The organism is Mycolicibacterium madagascariense (genome assembly GCF_010729665.1).
Taxonomy (GTDB): domain Bacteria; phylum Actinomycetota; class Actinomycetes; order Mycobacteriales; family Mycobacteriaceae; genus Mycobacterium; species Mycobacterium madagascariense.
Genome location: NZ_AP022610.1, coordinates 4,687,731 through 4,702,950, shown reverse-complemented (window position 1 = coordinate 4,702,950; position 15,220 = coordinate 4,687,731). Strand labels below are relative to the sequence as shown.

General features: G+C 67.4%; 13 protein-coding genes, 1 tRNA gene and 1 pseudogene. 10 read left to right on the top strand and 5 right to left on the bottom strand.

Annotated features, from left to right (window positions below; all coding sequences use genetic code 11):
* The first annotated feature begins 70 nt into the window (after positions 1 to 70).
* Both sepX and G6N60_RS22175 read left to right on the top strand, forming a co-directional pair.
* A complete protein-coding gene (gene sepX, locus G6N60_RS22180; protein WP_163741303.1) occupies positions 71 to 1,141 on the top strand; it encodes a divisome protein SepX/GlpR in 1,071 nt (356 codons plus the stop codon).
* A 51-nt stretch (positions 1,142 to 1,192) separates the two neighbouring features.
* Positions 1,193 to 1,268, top strand: a tRNA-Ala gene (locus G6N60_RS22175).
* Positions 1,269 to 1,533: 265 nt separating this feature from the next.
* On the opposite strand, the gene G6N60_RS22170 is transcribed toward G6N60_RS22175, so the two are convergent.
* Positions 1,534 to 2,088: a TetR/AcrR family transcriptional regulator gene (locus tag G6N60_RS22170; protein WP_163744374.1), complete on the bottom strand. Its 555-nt coding sequence runs from the start codon at positions 2,086 to 2,088 to the stop codon at positions 1,534 to 1,536.
* 185 nt (positions 2,089 to 2,273) lie between these two features.
* Between G6N60_RS22170 and G6N60_RS22165 the strand changes: the two genes are divergently transcribed.
* Together G6N60_RS22165 and G6N60_RS22160 are read left to right on the top strand one after the other, a co-directional pair.
* Positions 2,274 to 3,065, top strand: a complete 792-nt coding sequence (locus G6N60_RS22165) for a spirocyclase AveC family protein (RefSeq protein WP_246240936.1) — start codon at positions 2,274 to 2,276, stop codon at positions 3,063 to 3,065.
* Between the two features lie 92 nt (positions 3,066 to 3,157).
* A complete protein-coding gene (locus tag G6N60_RS22160) occupies positions 3,158 to 4,414 on the top strand; it encodes a phosphotransferase (RefSeq protein WP_246240932.1) in 1,257 nt (418 codons plus the stop codon).
* A 144-nt stretch (positions 4,415 to 4,558) separates the two neighbouring features.
* On the opposite strand, the gene G6N60_RS22155 is transcribed toward G6N60_RS22160, so the two are convergent.
* Positions 4,559 to 5,068 (bottom strand): DUF4188 domain-containing protein, encoded by a 510-nt coding sequence (locus tag G6N60_RS22155; RefSeq protein WP_246240930.1) that lies wholly within the window; start codon positions 5,066 to 5,068, stop codon positions 4,559 to 4,561.
* Between the two features lie 242 nt (positions 5,069 to 5,310).
* Between G6N60_RS22155 and add the strand changes: the two genes are divergently transcribed.
* Positions 5,311 to 6,357: an adenosine deaminase gene (gene add, locus G6N60_RS28690; RefSeq protein WP_246240928.1), complete on the top strand. Its 1,047-nt coding sequence runs from the start codon at positions 5,311 to 5,313 to the stop codon at positions 6,355 to 6,357.
* Positions 6,358 to 6,469: 112 nt separating this feature from the next.
* Here add and G6N60_RS28685 read toward each other — a convergent pair.
* Positions 6,470 to 7,051: pseudogene (locus G6N60_RS28685) on the bottom strand (EamA family transporter); the annotation flags it as partial.
* 341 nt (positions 7,052 to 7,392) lie between these two features.
* Here G6N60_RS28685 and G6N60_RS22140 point away from each other — a divergent pair.
* Positions 7,393 to 8,310, top strand: coding sequence for a LysR family transcriptional regulator (locus tag G6N60_RS22140; protein WP_163741301.1), 918 nt, complete (start codon positions 7,393 to 7,395; stop codon positions 8,308 to 8,310).
* A gap of 15 nt (positions 8,311 to 8,325) precedes the next feature.
* On the opposite strand, the gene G6N60_RS22135 is transcribed toward G6N60_RS22140, so the two are convergent.
* The gene (locus tag G6N60_RS22135) at positions 8,326 to 10,380 is read right to left on the bottom strand and encodes an APC family permease (RefSeq protein ID WP_372510974.1); all 2,055 of its coding nucleotides are present in this window, start codon (positions 10,378 to 10,380) and stop codon (positions 8,326 to 8,328) included.
* A gap of 138 nt (positions 10,381 to 10,518) precedes the next feature.
* Between G6N60_RS22135 and G6N60_RS22130 the strand changes: the two genes are divergently transcribed.
* The 3 genes from G6N60_RS22130 (at position 10,519) to G6N60_RS22120 (ending at position 12,264) form a co-directional block, all read left to right on the top strand.
* Positions 10,519 to 10,896 (top strand): hypothetical protein, encoded by a 378-nt coding sequence (locus tag G6N60_RS22130; protein WP_163741297.1) that lies wholly within the window; start codon positions 10,519 to 10,521, stop codon positions 10,894 to 10,896.
* A 128-nt stretch (positions 10,897 to 11,024) separates the two neighbouring features.
* Entirely contained in the window at positions 11,025 to 11,738 is a 714-nt protein-coding gene (locus G6N60_RS22125) for a VIT1/CCC1 transporter family protein (RefSeq protein WP_163741295.1), read from the top strand.
* A gap of 34 nt (positions 11,739 to 11,772) precedes the next feature.
* A complete protein-coding gene (locus tag G6N60_RS22120; protein ID WP_163741293.1) occupies positions 11,773 to 12,264 on the top strand; it encodes a DUF2231 domain-containing protein in 492 nt (163 codons plus the stop codon).
* Between the two features lie 38 nt (positions 12,265 to 12,302).
* Here the strand turns inward: G6N60_RS22120 and G6N60_RS22115 are convergent, their stop codons facing one another.
* Positions 12,303 to 13,538, bottom strand: a complete 1,236-nt coding sequence (locus G6N60_RS22115; protein ID WP_163741291.1) for a COG4705 family protein — start codon at positions 13,536 to 13,538, stop codon at positions 12,303 to 12,305.
* Between the two features lie 282 nt (positions 13,539 to 13,820).
* On the opposite strand from G6N60_RS22115, the gene G6N60_RS22110 reads away from it, so the two are divergent.
* Positions 13,821 to 15,218, top strand: a complete 1,398-nt coding sequence (locus G6N60_RS22110) for a HAMP domain-containing sensor histidine kinase (RefSeq protein ID WP_163741288.1) — start codon at positions 13,821 to 13,823, stop codon at positions 15,216 to 15,218.
* The last annotated feature ends 2 nt before the right edge of the window (positions 15,219 to 15,220 follow it).

Genomic DNA, 15,220 nt, shown 5'->3' with positions numbered 1-15,220 from the left:
TTGACCTCGGCGCGTCGACCCCGGGTGCGCTGGTCACGGACCTAGCCTTACGGGGAAAGGAGCCGGCGACATGCCAAGCATCCCCCAATCCCTTCTGTGGATATCCCTCGTCGTGCTGTGGTTGTTCGTGCTCGTTCCCATGTTGGTGAGCAAGCGCGAAACGGTGCGGCGCACCAGCGACGTGGCCCTGGCCACCCGGGTACTGAACACGCGCAGCGGTGAGCGACTGCTTCGGCGACGCAAGCCCGCGGCCGGTCACGACAGCGACCCGCACTGGCGTCCCACCCACGACGACCTCGACGACGACCTCGACGAGGACGAGCCGGTCGCCGCGCCTGCGAAGACCGTCGTGACGATGGCCCCGGCGAAGGCGCAGACCGAACCCGACTATCTGGACGTCGACATCGTCGAGGAGGACTCGGGGGCCCTGCCCATCGGCGCCTCCGCGCAGGTGACGCTGGACCGCGATCCCGAGCTGCCCCTGGAGTTCGACGAGAACACCAAGGCCTTCTCCGTCGACGACCTGCACGAGGTCGACGAGCCCGCCGACGACGACCACGAGGTCGACGCTCGCGCCGACGACGAGATGACCGACGAGTTCGCTGCCGCCTCGGATGAGGGCACCGACCACGACTACGAGTACGTCGAGGACACCTCGGAGTTCGACGCGGTGCCCGACGTCGACCTGCACGTCGCGGGGACCAAGCCGCACGAGCGTCGTCGCACCTACGAGTCCAAGACCGCCGCCGCCGTCAGCGCACGCAAGTTCCGCTTCCGCAAGCGGATGCTGATGGGGATGGCGGTGCTACTGCTGATCTCCGGCATCGCCGCTTACCTCGTCTCGACGGGGTTCTGGTGGCTGTGCGGGACGGTCGGCGCCGTCACGATCCTCTACCTCGGCTACCTGCGCCGCCAGACGCGCATCGAAGAGCAGGTGCGCCGGCGCCGGGCCCAGCGGATGATGCGGTCCCACCTGGGCGTCGAGAACACCAACGACCCCGACTACGACGTCGTGCCCGCGCGGCTGCGACGCCCCGGGTCGGTGGTGTTGGAGATCGACGACGAGGACCCGATCTTCGAACACCTGGAGTACGCCCCGTTCGCGCGCGACTACGACCTGCCCAGAGCGTCCGGGCAGTAGCGCGGTTTTTCCGGGCGGCACCGGCACTGGTAGCCTGTGCTTCCAGCACCAGGGGCTATAGCGCAGTTGGTAGCGCGTCTCGTTCGCATCGAGAAGGTCAGGGGTTCGATTCCCCTTAGCTCCACCAGATTTGGGCAGGTCAGGGCGTTACGGAAGCCAAGGTCTCAGCAGTCGTCCGCAGTAGATTGGATCGCCGTGTGAGGCGGTCCGCTACATCGTGCACGTCCTCGTCGAGCGGGCCGGCGTAGGTACCGAGAGCCATGGGGTTCGGATGCCCGACCATCCGTTGGACCGCCTTCACGTGTGCACCGACGCTTACCGCCAGGCCGACTGCCGACGCATTCTCCACGCGCGACGGCGTGTCCGTTACGGCAGGCCGGGCTAGTCGGTCGCTAAGGAATTCTCCGGCGCGGCGCGAGCGACGGTGCGAGCAACTGACGTATCACGCCTTCTTCGCCCCCGTCTTCGGGTTTGGCGGGTTCGGCCATCAGGCTGAAATTTACGCGAGTTATCCAGCGCGCCAGGGTTTCTGGCGTGAGGTCGTCGCGTAGTTCCCCGGCTGCTGCTGCGGTGGCAAGCTTTTCGCCTAGCGCGTCCGCTAGTGCCGAGCGCCAAATGGCGGATGCCTCCGCCACCTGGTAGGTGTGGGTGGCTTCGTCATTGGCGATGAGCAGGCGAGCGGTAGGGGAGCGTCGGGCGGCGTCGTTGCCGACGAGGCAGGCGTTGACGAGTCGATCCAGAAACGGCTCATCGGTGCGCCAACACGGCTCGGTTGCCCCGAGGATCTCCTCGAGTGCTCGGACGAAGGCTGCTGCCAGGACGGCGTCCTTGTTCGGGAAGTAGTAGTACACCGTCGAGCGGTGCACGCCTGCCTTGATGGCGATGTCGCTCATCTTGGTGTGACTGGGTCCGCGTTCGGCGTAGCAGGCTTCGGCTGCGACGAGCAGACGCTCACGGGCTTCGTCTTCGTTCCGAGGTAGATCAGCACCCCAAGTGCCATGTCGTGGGCGCTCAGCAAGTCCCGACAATTCGCCTCCATGCTCACGGTTGACAACCTCACGATATGGCCGTAAGTGTAGCGAGTCCGACAAAAGATCATTTTTGTCGGAGCACTGCCACAGGAGGCGCAACGATGCCCACACGGACCGACCTGATCGCGGCTGGCCCACTTCCCCCGTCGGTCGCCCCCTGGTCGATGGAGATCGGCGGCTGGGTCGTCTTCGTCGGCGTGGCGGTTTTCCTGCTCTACCGGTGGCGCAGGAACGACCAGCCCGACACTGCGGCACTGCTGTTCATCGGGTGCTTCACCATGTGGTGGCAGGAGTTCTACGCCGACTGGGGTGCCTACCTGTACTACAACCCCGATCTGACCCTGCTGCCGTGGGGTCCGTCCCCTTACACCACCCCCAACAAACCGGTCTACGTGCTAGCCGGGTACGGCTGGTTCTACGCAGGCGGTTTCGCGGCGGTCCTGACCCTGTTCCGGTGGTTCCGTCGCCGCTATCCGTCCATCAACTACCTTCTCGCCCTTCTGGTTACCGTGGTCATCCCCTTCATGCTGTGGAACTTCCTGACCGCTGACGGCGTGTCCTATGTGACGAACTGGTTCCAGTACATGCAATCCATCGGCCCGACCATCCACACCGACAAGGGCGGACTGCAGTTGATCTACCAAGGTGTTCCGCTGGCGCTCTTCGCCGCCGCAGTGGTCACCAGCCTGGACCGACGCGACGCGACCGGACGCACGTGGTTCGAGAGGGCGCTCGGGGTGCGACCCGCCATCGCCAGCTCGGGGCAGCGCCTCCACCAGATCATCGCCTGGATCATCGGCATGAACGTCCTCTATGCGGTGTTCCTGACACTGCCGCTGGTGATCGCCCGCATCCTGTTCTTTCCCAACAATGTCTGGGTGCCCAACCCATGAACGAAGAGGCAGTCATCTACCGCTGGGTCGCCGACCACCTTGGCGCGCACGTGCAGAGGATCACCCGACAGGCACGATGGCGAGCAGCGTGGTTGGTCGATGCCGAACGCGACGGCATGCCGTTACCGCTGATGGTGCGCGGTGAGCGCGGCGAGGACATCCCCATGCAGTTCCCGCTCCGCCACGAGATGACGCTGCAGAAGACCATGGGCGAGCACGGCATCCCCGTCCCAACCGTCTACGGCTGGATAGACCACCTGCCTGCTTATGTCATGGCCCGCGTCGAAGGACGGCCGGGATTCGACGGCCTGTCCACCGACGAGCGCGATGCGGTGATGCGCGACTACATGGGTACCTTGGCGCGCTTGCATCGCCTCCCGATCGAACCCTTCGAAGCCGCCGGGGTCGAGCGCGCTCGGACGCCCGCGGGGTCGGGGCGCTACGGCATCGACCGGTTCGAACAGGTGTGGCGATACGGCAAGAAAGCCCCGAATCCGTTGGTGGAGTTCGTGCTCGGCTGGCTCAAGCGAAATCCAGTGAACACTCGGGGCCGCGAATCGGTGATCGTGTGGGATTCGGGCCAGATGCACCAGCTCGACGGCCACCTGGTCTCGCTTCTCGACGTCGAGATTGGGCACATCGGCGATCCGATGATGGACCTCGCCGCACCCCGAATGCGAGACACCGTCCTGCATTTCGGCGACTTCGGGGTGCTCTATGACGCCTACGAGCGGGCAGGTGGCTTCCTGGTGGACGTGGACGCCGTGCAACTGCATCACATCGCCTTCACCCTCACCAACGAGCTGGCCTTCCGCAACTCGCTGAACCACCCAGCGCCGGAATCGGACTACATGACCAACCTGCATTGGTGCAGCGAGACCAACCTGCACGCCATCGAAGCACTCGCCGAGCGCCTCGGAGTGGACCTCGCACCGCCCACCATTCCCACGGTGGAGCCATCGCGCGCTGCCACAGCCCACCAACAACTCATCGACATGCTCAGGGGCACCGACATCGCCGACGAGTACGCCAAGTACCGGCTAAGGATCGCCTTCCGGCTTGCACGCTACCTACAACGCGAAGACGACATCGGTGTCGCGTCCACGAACGCCGACCTCGACGACCTCAAGCCGCTACTCGGCCACCGTCCCAGCACCTGGCAGCAAGGCGACGCCGAATTGGAAGCGTTCGTCCTCGCCGACCAGGGCGCGCACGACGAACAACTCTGCGAACTCTTCTACCGCCGACAGATCCGCCACAAGAGCGCCCTTGGCCCGCCTGGATCAGCCATGGCCACTCACCACGCCTGCCAACCCTTTCCGGTCATCGGCAACACAGCCACAACGTGATGCACAACCTCTTGATTTGCCGATTGATGACTCAGCCAAAGCGGTCAACGTCCGCAAACGCCACGTCGTCTCGTCCGCATCGAGAAGGTCAGGGCTCCAACAGATTTCAGCAAGTCGGGGTATTGCCCGGTGGTCGTTCGAGTGTCAGTACGGTTCGACCGCAGGCGTGTCGGGAACCGTGGCATCGAGACGGTGCAGGGCGCGGTTGCCCTTCGAGGTGATGGGCTGCATCGTCGTCGCTCCGGCCAGACCGAACGACGCGGGCATGTTGACGTAGATGGTTTCGTGGCTGCCGCCCAGCACGTACGTCTCGTGGAAGACGCCCACGTCGCCGGTGTCCTTGATGCGTCGGTTGAACTCGCGCCATGCCGGCAGGTGGGCGTGATCCCGCGCCGTTGCGTAGGCGTTGAGGAGCTCGGCGCTGGCCCAGTACTGCACGACGAGTGCGGTTCGCCCGCTGAGGTAGGTGGTGGCCGTGAGTAGGCCCAGCTCGGGTCGGTCTCCCAGTTCCTTGAGCATGCGCGGCATCTGGCGGAACACCGGAAACCACTTTTGCGGCTTCAGGGGTCGGTTCACGCGTATGCCGATGAGGAACACGACCGTTCCCTCGGGTGCGTCAGCGGTCGTCCGTCCGGGCATGAAGTCAATCGACACGGTCTCGCCTCTCGGAGTGGGGTGGGCCTCGAACTCGAGGTGCCCTCACATTCCACCATAGACATGTCAGTAGTGGACGGTCAATACCCATTTTTCGACGGTGGGCGGCCTGAGTGTCCAGTCGTCGTAGACGCAGTCTCGGCCTCTACGCTGTCCATTGAGGCCCACGCGTGGCACGGCCATCCATGATCGCGGATCTGAAATACGTTGTGGGAGTTGACTTTGGCTGACGGGGAGAGCTGTTGACCGGCGAAGGCACGAGGACTCAGGAGTCCGGGGTGTGGGCTCAGCTGCCCAAGGCGGAGCTGCACGTCCATCTCGAGGGCACGTTGGAGCCGGCGATGCTGCTGGAGCTTGCCGAGCGCAACCGCGTCCCGGTGCCCTGGAACTCGATCGAGGACCTCGAGGGCGCCTATCACTTCGAGGGTCTGCCGCACTTCCTGACGTTGCTCTTCCAGGGGGCTCGCGTGCTGCGGCAGCGTCGCGACTTCTACGACCTGACCCATGCCTATCTACGTCGCGCCCACCAGGACGGCGTCCGCCTCGTCGAGATGTTCGTCGGACCGCAGACGTTCCTCGATGCCGACATCCCGCTAGACGCCCAGTTGGGGGGTGTCTTCGACGCGATCGAGGACGCCCGTTCGGGATTCGGCATCGACGCAAAGGTACTGCTCACCGCGCAACGGCATCGCACCGAGGCTGCCGCGCTCGAACTGCTGGACATGGCCAGGCCCTGGTATGACCGCCTGCTCGGGTTCGGACTGGGTGGCGCGGAACGTGGCAATCCGCCCGCCGAGTTCGCCAACTACTACGCCCAATGCCGACGATTGGGTCTGCGCACCACCATTCACGCCGGCGAAGACGGTCCCAGCGACTACGTGAGGGAGGCGCTCGACGTCTGCCACCCCGACCGCATCGATCACGGCGTCGCGGCCGCCGACGACCCCGAATTGATTAAACGCCTTGTCGACGAACGCATTCCATTGACGATGTGCCCACTGTCCAACCTCCGGCTCGGGGTCACGCCCGACCTGCGGCAGCACCCCCTGCGTCGCCTACAGCAGGCGGGGGTTCTCGTCACGGTCAACTCCGACGATCCGCCCTACTTCGGCGGCTACCTCAACGACAACTACCGGGCCATCGCGACGGCGCTGGACCTCACCGACCACGACGTGGCCACACTGGTGGGCAACGGCTTCGCGGCCTCGTTCGCCGAACGGGGTGTCGTCGACGCCGCGTTGGCAGACATCGCCGACGGAACGAGGGGTCACGCGCGGGGGACGTCCTAGCCTCGCGGGGGACCGTCTGCCAAAACCGCCGTCGTCCGACACGAGCCGCGAGACGATCAGCGAGACACCATGATTGTGCCGGCTGTACGCAGACCACGTTGGCCGCGACGATGAGGGCGACGGCCAGGTAGTCCAGCATCCCGAGGGTCTGCCCGAGAACGAGCGCGCCGACGATGGCCGCGATCACGGGGTTGATGCTGGCGAGAATTCCGTAGCGCTGGACGGGGATGCGGCGCAGGGCAAGCACATCGGTGATGAACGGCACGACGGAGGCCAGCACCCCGGCGGTCGCGGCGCACCCGAGCGCGGCAAGCGTCGGGGGATGGGTGATGAACGCCGCCACGCCGACCGGAACGTACAGGAGTGCGGATGCCCCGCAGGCCGCCGCCGATCCGTCGACACCACGAAAGTCTTTGCCCACCAGGCGGTTCAGCACGATGTAGCTCGCCCAGCACCCCGCTGCCAGGAGGCCGAGGCCGAGACCGAGGTAGTCGGTCGTCGGGCTGGGCCGGGTCAGTAGGAGCACGCCGGTTCCGGCGAGCAATCCGCCCCCGAACGTGACGGCGCGATGGCCGCGCGGGGAGGCCGCGGTGAGGGATCCGGCCAGCGCCACGGACAGGGGGCCGAGGAACTCCAGGGTCACGGCCAGGCCGAGACCGATCCGGGCGACCGCGAGGTACAACGCGAGATTCATGACCGCGAACACCGCCGCCAGTGCCGCGACCAACGACCATTGCCGTCGGGTGAACGTGCGGACCCGGGGGCGGCCAAGGGCCAGCAGCGCGACCGCGGCGACCCACTGCCGGACCGCGACGACGCCGACGGGACCGATGGCGGCGAAGGCCAACGCACCCACGGCGGCTCCGGACTGGTTCGACAGTGCGCTGCCCAGCACGAGTGCGCTACCCGCGATGGCGTCAGATCTCGCCGCGACGATCGAGCGCCGGACTTCGGGTTCATCGGTCACGACCTCAGCGTGGCCGAACGACGCGCATACATGAAATGCATGTGCCGCATCATCTATACGCTTGACGCATGACTGTTCAGCTGCATCACCTTCGGTGCTTCGTCGCCATCGTCGAGCACGGCGGCTTCACCGACGCCGCGGCGGAATTGGGGACGTCCCAGCCCGCCGTGTCACGGGGACTTGCGGCCCTGGAGAAGGAGCTGGGTTTGCGACTGCTGCGCCGCACCACCCGCGAGGTCGTGCCCACCCCGGCGGGGCAACGGATCCTGCCCCGGGCGCGACGGCTGCTGGCCGACCTCGACGCACTGGTGCACGATGCGCAGGGGGGCGGCGACAGGCTCCGAATCGGACACGCCTGGGCGGCGGTCGGCAGACACACCGTCGAATTCCAACATCGTTGGGCCACTCGACATCCCGACGTCGAGCTGAGCATGGTCCGCACGAATTCACCGACCGGAGGACTGACCGAGGGGGCGTGCGACATCGCCGTGCTGCGCACGCCGGACGCCGCCGGCTTGACCGACGCCCGGTTCGACGACGCGATCGTGGGGCTCGAATCGCGATACGCCGCGGTGGCCGCCGACGATCCGCTGGCGGCGCGCCGGTCCCTGCGGCTGGCCGATCTCGCCGAGCGCGTCGTCGCGATCGATCCCCGTACCGGCACCACCACGGTCGACCTCTGGCCGGCAGGCAGCAGGCCAAAGGTGCACGAGGTGCACGACGTCGACGACTGGCTCGCAGTGATCGCCTCGGGCCGGGCGGTGGGCGTCACGGCCGAGAGCACGATCACGCAGTATCGACGTCACGGGGTCGCTTTTCGCCGTCTCCGCGGTGCGCCGCCGGTGCCGGTTCGGCTCGTCTGGTGGCGCGACGACCCGCACCCAGCGACCGGCGAGGCCGTCGGCATGCTCGCCGAGCTCTACCGCTCCCCGGCCCGGCCTCGTCGCGCCGTCACACCGTCCGCCGCCGACGTGAAACGCGGCTGAGGATCCGCGCGAGAATCATTGCCGCGGAGCGGTTTTGACCGCATAACCATTCTTCTCGGCCGCCAGGCTCTCCGACTCCGACCGGGTGATGCCGCTGCGGACGTCGCCGGGGGAGTGTTCGATGCGGGTGAGGTCGCGGTGCGCCGTGGACCGCAACTGCCACGGCACGCTGGTGACCATCACGCCCGGCTCGAACAGCAGGCGGCCCTTGAGGCGCAGCGAGCTCTGGTTGTGCAGCACGTTCTCCCACCAGTGGCCGACGACGTACTCCGGGATGTACACGTTGACGACGTCACGGGGACCGTTGCTCAGCATCTGCTTGATGTAACTGAGGACGGGCCGGGTGATCTCGCGGTAGGGCGACTCAATGACCTTCAGGGGGACGTCGACGTCGAGCGTCGACCATTCGGCGAGCAGTGCGCGCGTGTCGGATTCGTCGATGTTGACCGTCAGCGCGGTCAACGTGTCGGGCTTGGTCGCGCGGGCGAACAGCAGCGCACGCTGAGTTGCCTTGTGCCAGCTGGAGACCAGCACGATGGCGTGCACCCGGCTCGGGAGTGCCGCGTCGTCGTCGGGCTCGACGCGCAACTCGGCCCTGGCCGCGGCGTAGTGGCGGTGGATGCCGGCCATCAGCACGCACAGGACGGGGATCGCGATCACCACCAGGTACGCACCGTGGGTGAACTTGGTGACCATCACGACCACCAGCACCACGCCGGTCAGTAGTGCGCCGAACGCGTTGATCAGTCGTGCGCGGTGAACCCTGCGCCGCTCGGCCGCGGTCGTCGTGGCGGCCAGTTCGCGGTTCCAATGCCGCACCATGCCGGTCTGGCACAGCGTGAACGAGGTGAACACACCCACGATGTACAGCTGGATCAAGCGGGTCGTGGACCCGTCGAACGCGACGATCAGGCCACCGGCGATGAGGGCGAGCAGGACGACGCCGTTGGAGAAGGCGAGCCGATCGCCACGGGTGTGCAGCTGCCGGGGTAGGTAGCGGTCCTGCGCGAGAATCGAACTGAGCAAGGGGAATCCGTTGAAGGCGGTATTCGCCGCCAGGATCAGGATCAGCGCGGTGGCGGCCTGTAGGTAGAAGAACATGAAGCTGTCGTTGCCGAAGACGGCGGCCGAGACCTGGGCGATGACGGTCCGCTGCGGGTCGCGGGTGCAGTCCCCTCGAAACCCGATGAGGTCACAGGTGTCCTCGACGACGCGGGTGTGGGAGATCATCGCCAGCGCGGTCACCCCGACGAACATCGTGATCGCCAGGGCGCCCATCGCGCTCATTGTCCGAGCGGCGTTGAGCGACTTGGGCTTTCGAAACGCGGGCACTCCGTTGGAGATGGCCTCGACGCCGGTCAGTGCGGTACAGCCGGAGGAGAACGCGCGCAGCATCAGGAACGCCAACGCCAGCGTGCTGAGCCCGACGTTCTCGGCATGGATGCCGTAGTGGGCACTCTCGGCCTGCGGAACGTCACCGAGGACCGCTCTCGTCAGACCCAGGACGACCATCACCATCACCCCGGCGATGAACGCATAGGTGGGCACGGCGAAGGCCCGACCCGATTCCCGCACCCCCCGCAAATTCATCGCCGTCAGCACCACGACGAACCCGACGTTCACTGCCACGCGGTGCGGATTGAGCTCGGGGATGGCCGAGATGATGTTGTCGACGCCGGCGGCCACGGAGACCGCGACCGTCATCACGTAGTCGACCAGCAGTGCCGCGGCGACCACCAAGCCGGCTCTCGGACCGATGTTACGTGCCACCACCTCGTAGGACCCGCCACCGCTGGGGTAGGCGCGCACCACCTGTCGGTAGGACAGCACCACCACCGCGAGCAGCACCACCACGGCTGCCGCGACCCAGGGCGCCAGGTGCAGGTAGGCGACCCCACCGAGGGTGAGGATCAGCAGGATTTCCTGGGTGGCGTACGCGACCGATGACAGCGGGTCGCTGGCGAAGACCGGGAGGGCGATCCACTTCGGCAGGAGGGTATGCCCCATGGCATCGCTGCGGAAGGGGCGCCCGAGGAACACTCGCTTCAGCACCGACGTCGACGAAGACACAACCAGCGAGCCTAGTTTCGATCTGGGCACCCGGTGGGGGCCGCGGGCGTATGGATTTCGTAAAAGTCTCGTGGGTTGGCATATGGATCGCGTCATCGAACGGCCCGTCTGGGCGGCGCCCTTCTACGGTGTGCCGTTATGCGCGAGGGCAACGACGACGGGGACTGGACGTGGCGTGCCGACACCGAGTCGGTGCGACAGCTGCGCGATCTGGTCGGGCATCGGCACGTCGTGGAGGCGCTCGATGCGCTGTCGAACGGGCCCGGCACCGTCGCTGAGCTGGTCCATCGGGTCGGCTGCGGTCGACGCGGGCTCGCCGCGGCACTACGGACGATCGCTGCGCACGGCCTGGTCGGCACGAACCACCCCGGAAGCTGGGATGCTCCCGCGTCGCGCGACGCGCTGTACGCGCTGACAGATCGGGGTCACACCGTCGTCGCGACGCTGTCTCGGCTATCGGTGTGGACGTTGCTCGTCGAGGGCTCCGACCACGAGGACGGCAACTCCGCCGAGTGACGCGTCGGGACGGCGTGGGATCCGGTGGAACCAGGCGACCGGGCGCGCGGCAGAGGCATGCCTAGGCTCGCTTTGGCAAGGCTATGTTGGCTGTCGCACAACGGCTTTCGTGCGATATCTTCTCGGCTGTGTCCACCCCAGATCATCCCCACGAACCGCACGTGGGTTCGGTGTCGTCTCGGTTGAATTGGCTGCGGGCCGGTGTCTTGGGCGCCAACGACGGGATCGTCTCCACCGCGGGGATCGTCGTCGGGGTGGCGGCCGCGACGGTGCAGAGCAACCCCATCCTGACCGCGGGGATCGCCGGCCTGGTAGCGGGTGCGGTCTCGATGGCCCTGGGGGAGTACGTCTCGGTGAGCACGCAGCGCGACACCGAGCGCGCGCTCTTGAAGAAGGAGCGCGACGAGTTGCGCGACGATCCGGTCGCCGAACTCGACGAGCTCGCCGACATGTACGAAGCCAAGGGCCTTTCGACGACCACCGCCCGAACCGTGGCCGAGGAACTCACCGACAACGATGCCTTCGCCGCTCACGTCGAGGTCGAGTTGGGCATCGACCCTCACGAGTTGACCAACCCGTGGCAGGCCGCACTGTCCTCGGCGTGCTCGTTCACCGTCGGCGCACTGCTGCCGTTGATCGCCATCCTTCTACCGCCCACGGGATGGCGCATTCCCGTCACCGTCGCGACCGTGTTGCTCGCGTTGGTGATCACCGGAGCGCTCTCCGCGCGTCTGGGCGGAGCGCCCTGGGGGCGTGCGGTGGTGCGCAACGTCGTCGGCGGTGGACTGGCCTTGACCGTCACCTACGTCGTCGGCCATCTGGTCGGTGCCGCCATCGCATGACCCGCCCACGACCCTCGGCGCCAAGGAGTTCGACGTGACCGTGCTCAATGGACTACCCGCCCACGCCCTGCTGGTGCACTTCCTGGTCGTGCTGGCCCCGTTGACCGCGGTGCTGGAAGTCATCTGCGCGCTGTGGCCGGCGGGGCGCCGGGGCCATCTGCTGTGGCTCACGGTGGTGCTGGCAGTCCTGACGACGGTGTTGACGCCGGTCACCACCGATGCCGGCGAGTGGCTGTATGACCTGCGGAAGGCCCCCAGTCCGATCCTGCGTGCGCATGCCGAGCTCGGCGACACGATGATCTACTTCTCGGTGGCGTTGCTGATCGTGGCCGTCGCGCTGGTCGCGCTGCGGTTCGTCGAGCGCCGAGCGGAGGGCCGCCATGCGGCCGTTCGCGTCCTGGTCGCGGTGATTGCCGTGGGTGTCGGCATCGCGTCGATCGTGCAGATCTACCGCATCGGCGATGCCGGAGCACAGTCGGTGTGGGGCAACGAGATCGCCCACCTCGAGGGCGCGAGCGGCGGTTAGCGGTCGCCGCGACGCCCGAGGGAGGCGCGGCGGTCCTGCTACGCGAGCGCAGACCGTAGGTCGTCGAGGGCCCGCGTCTCGGTGGCGGGGTCGGGATTGGCGTCACGGATCGAGGTCAGCACGGCGTCGATGCGTCCGTCGATGCCGGTCCAGGTGGTGGCGTCGAGCGCCTGCAGCCTGGGTTGGGCATCGTCCCAGAAGGTTTCGATCCGAGTGGCCCCGGCGCGGGCGGCAGCCTGATCGCCGGCGCGTACGTTCGCCGACATGCCCTCGGCGAGGGTCCGCAACGTCGCGACGTCGGCAGCCGGGAAGTGCGCGCTTGCCTGGCCCGCCGCGATGGGCGTGATCACCGCGGGGCCTTCGGCTCCCGGGGGCGCCGCATGGGGCTGAGCATGGGCCCACGCGAGCAACGCGCCGGCGGCGACGGCGACCACGCCGAAGTAGCCGAGCATGGCCCGCTCGCGGACGGGGTGCACCGCTGGTGGCGCATCGGGTTCGTCGATGACGTCGGCGCGGGTCACCGTGAGGTAGACGACCGTCGCGAGGATCGCCCCGAGGAAGATCACGCTGGTGAGGGCAACCCCGAGACCAAGCCCCTGCTGACTCTTCGAAAACCCAAGCCAATCGCCAAGATTGGCTCCGAGCGGACGGGTCAGGACGTAGGCCAGCCAGAAGGACAGCACGGCGTTGGCGCCGAGTCGCCACCCGGCGACGACGGCGATGATCAGACCCGCGGGCAGCAGGACGGCGACACCCGGGCTCCACCCCGTGAGCTCGAGCGTCCAGTCGCCCGCGGCCGTGCCCAGCGCGAAGGTGACGAGAATGGCCAGCCAGTAGAAGGATTCGCGGGGCCTCGTGGTGATGCCGTGGATGGACAGTGTCCGCTCCCTGACCCACCACACCCCGAAGACCGCCGCGAGGGTTGCGGCGAACACACCGGTGCTGAGGCCCAGCGGAACGCCGAGTTCGTCGGTGAGGATGTCGGTGTAGAGCGTGCCCGTGACGCTGACCACCACGACGGTCAGCCAATAGACGAACGGCGTGTAGCGGCTCAGGGACAGCTGCCAGGCGAGGACGATCGCGAGCACCACGGTGAAGATGGCCGCGGTGACGTCGAGTCCGACGCCAAGAGTCATGTTGATCCAGTCGGCGAAGCTCTCGCCGACGGTGGTGCACAGAATCTTGATGACCCAGAACCACACGGTGATTTCGGGGACCTTGCTCAGCATCGTCCGGGGTACCTCGACCGCCGCGGATCGTCCTGCTCTCGTCATGGTTCGGCAACCTACGGAGACCGGGCTGAGGCCGCGCTGAGAGCGTGCGGCCCCGGCTGACCTCGGCCGTCTCAGCGTGATCTCAGTGCCGGTGCCCCAGTGTCGTGCGATGACCCAGATGCGGGTGGGCTGTGGCGCCGTCGTGGACGCCTGCGGACCACGCGTCGAGCCGTTCGGGCCGATGGCCGAGCGAGTGGCATGATCCGCTCTGTCGCGCTGCCGCCCAGCGCGCCTGCCGTCGACGTGGGGAGAGGTGATGCCGATGGCGCCCGGCGCCCGCCCATGCCGCGTGTGAGCCGACCGTCGACGTGGTTGCTGGCCCGGTATTGGGGCATCTCGGCGCGGTCGGCCTTCGTGTCGGCGAGCGTGGTGCTGGTGGCCTTCGTCGTCGCGGGCCTGGGCTTGGCCCTGCTGCTGTACCGGTCGCTGCTCACCGGGGTCGACGACGCCGCGGCGGCACGTGTCGGTGACGTGGCGGCAGCGTTGCAGAACGACACCGCCGCCGAACTCGACGGCACCCTCGTCGGCACCGATCAACGCATCGTCGCGGTTCAGGTCGTCGATCGAAGGGGACTCGTCGTCAGGCGGTCGGCGTCGGCACCCCAGGTTCCGCTCATCGACCCGGCGAGCATCGGCACCGACCGTCGGATCGGCCTGCCCGACCACGCCTCGCCCGACGGGGACATGCGCATCAGCGGCCAGAGCGTCGACACCCGTGGTGGGCGCTACACGATTCTCGTCGGCGCCGGCAGCGAATCGGTCGAGTCGACCGTGAAGACGGTCCTCGTCCTGCTGGGTGGCGCAGCGCCTCTCGTCGCGATCGTCGCGGGGGCGGTCACCTACCTTCTGGTGGCGCGATCGCTGCGATCGGTCGACGCCATCCGCACCCGCGTGGCCGACATCAGCACCTCCGATCTGGCCGAGCGCGTGCCGGTGCCAGCCCACTTCGACGAGATCTCCGCTTTGGCCGTCACGATGAACGAGATGCTCGCCCGGATCGAGGCGGGGCACGACGCGCAACGACGGTTCGTCGGCGACGCCTCTCACGAACTGCGCAGCCCGGTGCAGGCCATCCTGTCCGCGCTCGACGTCGCCGCCGTACATCCGGAGTTGCTCGACGAGGAACTCGCCAGCTCCACGCTGCGCCCGGAGGCTCAGCGCATGGAGTCCCTGGTCGAGGATCTGCTGCTGCTGGCCCGAGCCGACGAGCGCGGAATCGCGTTGCGGCGCCGCGACGTCGACCTCGACGACGTCGCATCGCAGGAGTTGGGCAGGCTGCTGCGTGAGACCACGCTGATCGTCGACGCGGATCTCGTGCCCACCCGTCTGCTCGGTGACCCCGGTGGGCTGTCGCGGATGCTGCGCAACCTGCTGGACAACGCCGCACGCCACGCGGGCACCCGCGTCGAACTACGGGTGCGTCCACAGGGAGACATGGCCGTACTGACCGTCGGCGACGATGGGCCCGGCGTTCCGGAGTCCGACCGGGCTCGCGTGTTCGACAGGTTCGTGCGACTGGACCCCGATCGCTCCCGCCGCGGAGGTGGCAGCGGACTGGGTCTGGCGATCGTCGCGGAAGTCGTTGCCGCCCATCATGGATCCGTCGCCATCGATGAGCGGGCCGGCGGTGGGGCACTCTTCACGGTGCGCATCCCGCTGGGACGCGTGGCTGGGCCCTGACG

Coding starts and splice junctions, on each gene's coding strand:
- sepX (WP_163741303.1), top strand. CDS start 71: ATGCCAAGCATCCCCCAATCCCTTCTGTGGATATCCCTCGTCGTGCTG.
- G6N60_RS22165 (WP_246240936.1), top strand. CDS start 2,274: ATGCCCACACGGACCGACCTGATCGCGGCTGGCCCACTTCCCCCGTCG.
- G6N60_RS22140 (WP_163741301.1), top strand. CDS start 7,393: ATGACTGTTCAGCTGCATCACCTTCGGTGCTTCGTCGCCATCGTCGAG.
- G6N60_RS22130 (WP_163741297.1), top strand. CDS start 10,519: ATGCGCGAGGGCAACGACGACGGGGACTGGACGTGGCGTGCCGACACC.
- G6N60_RS22115 (WP_163741291.1), bottom strand. CDS start 13,538: ATGACGAGAGCAGGACGATCCGCGGCGGTCGAGGTACCCCGGACGATG.
- G6N60_RS22110 (WP_163741288.1), top strand. CDS start 13,821: ATGCCGCGTGTGAGCCGACCGTCGACGTGGTTGCTGGCCCGGTATTGG.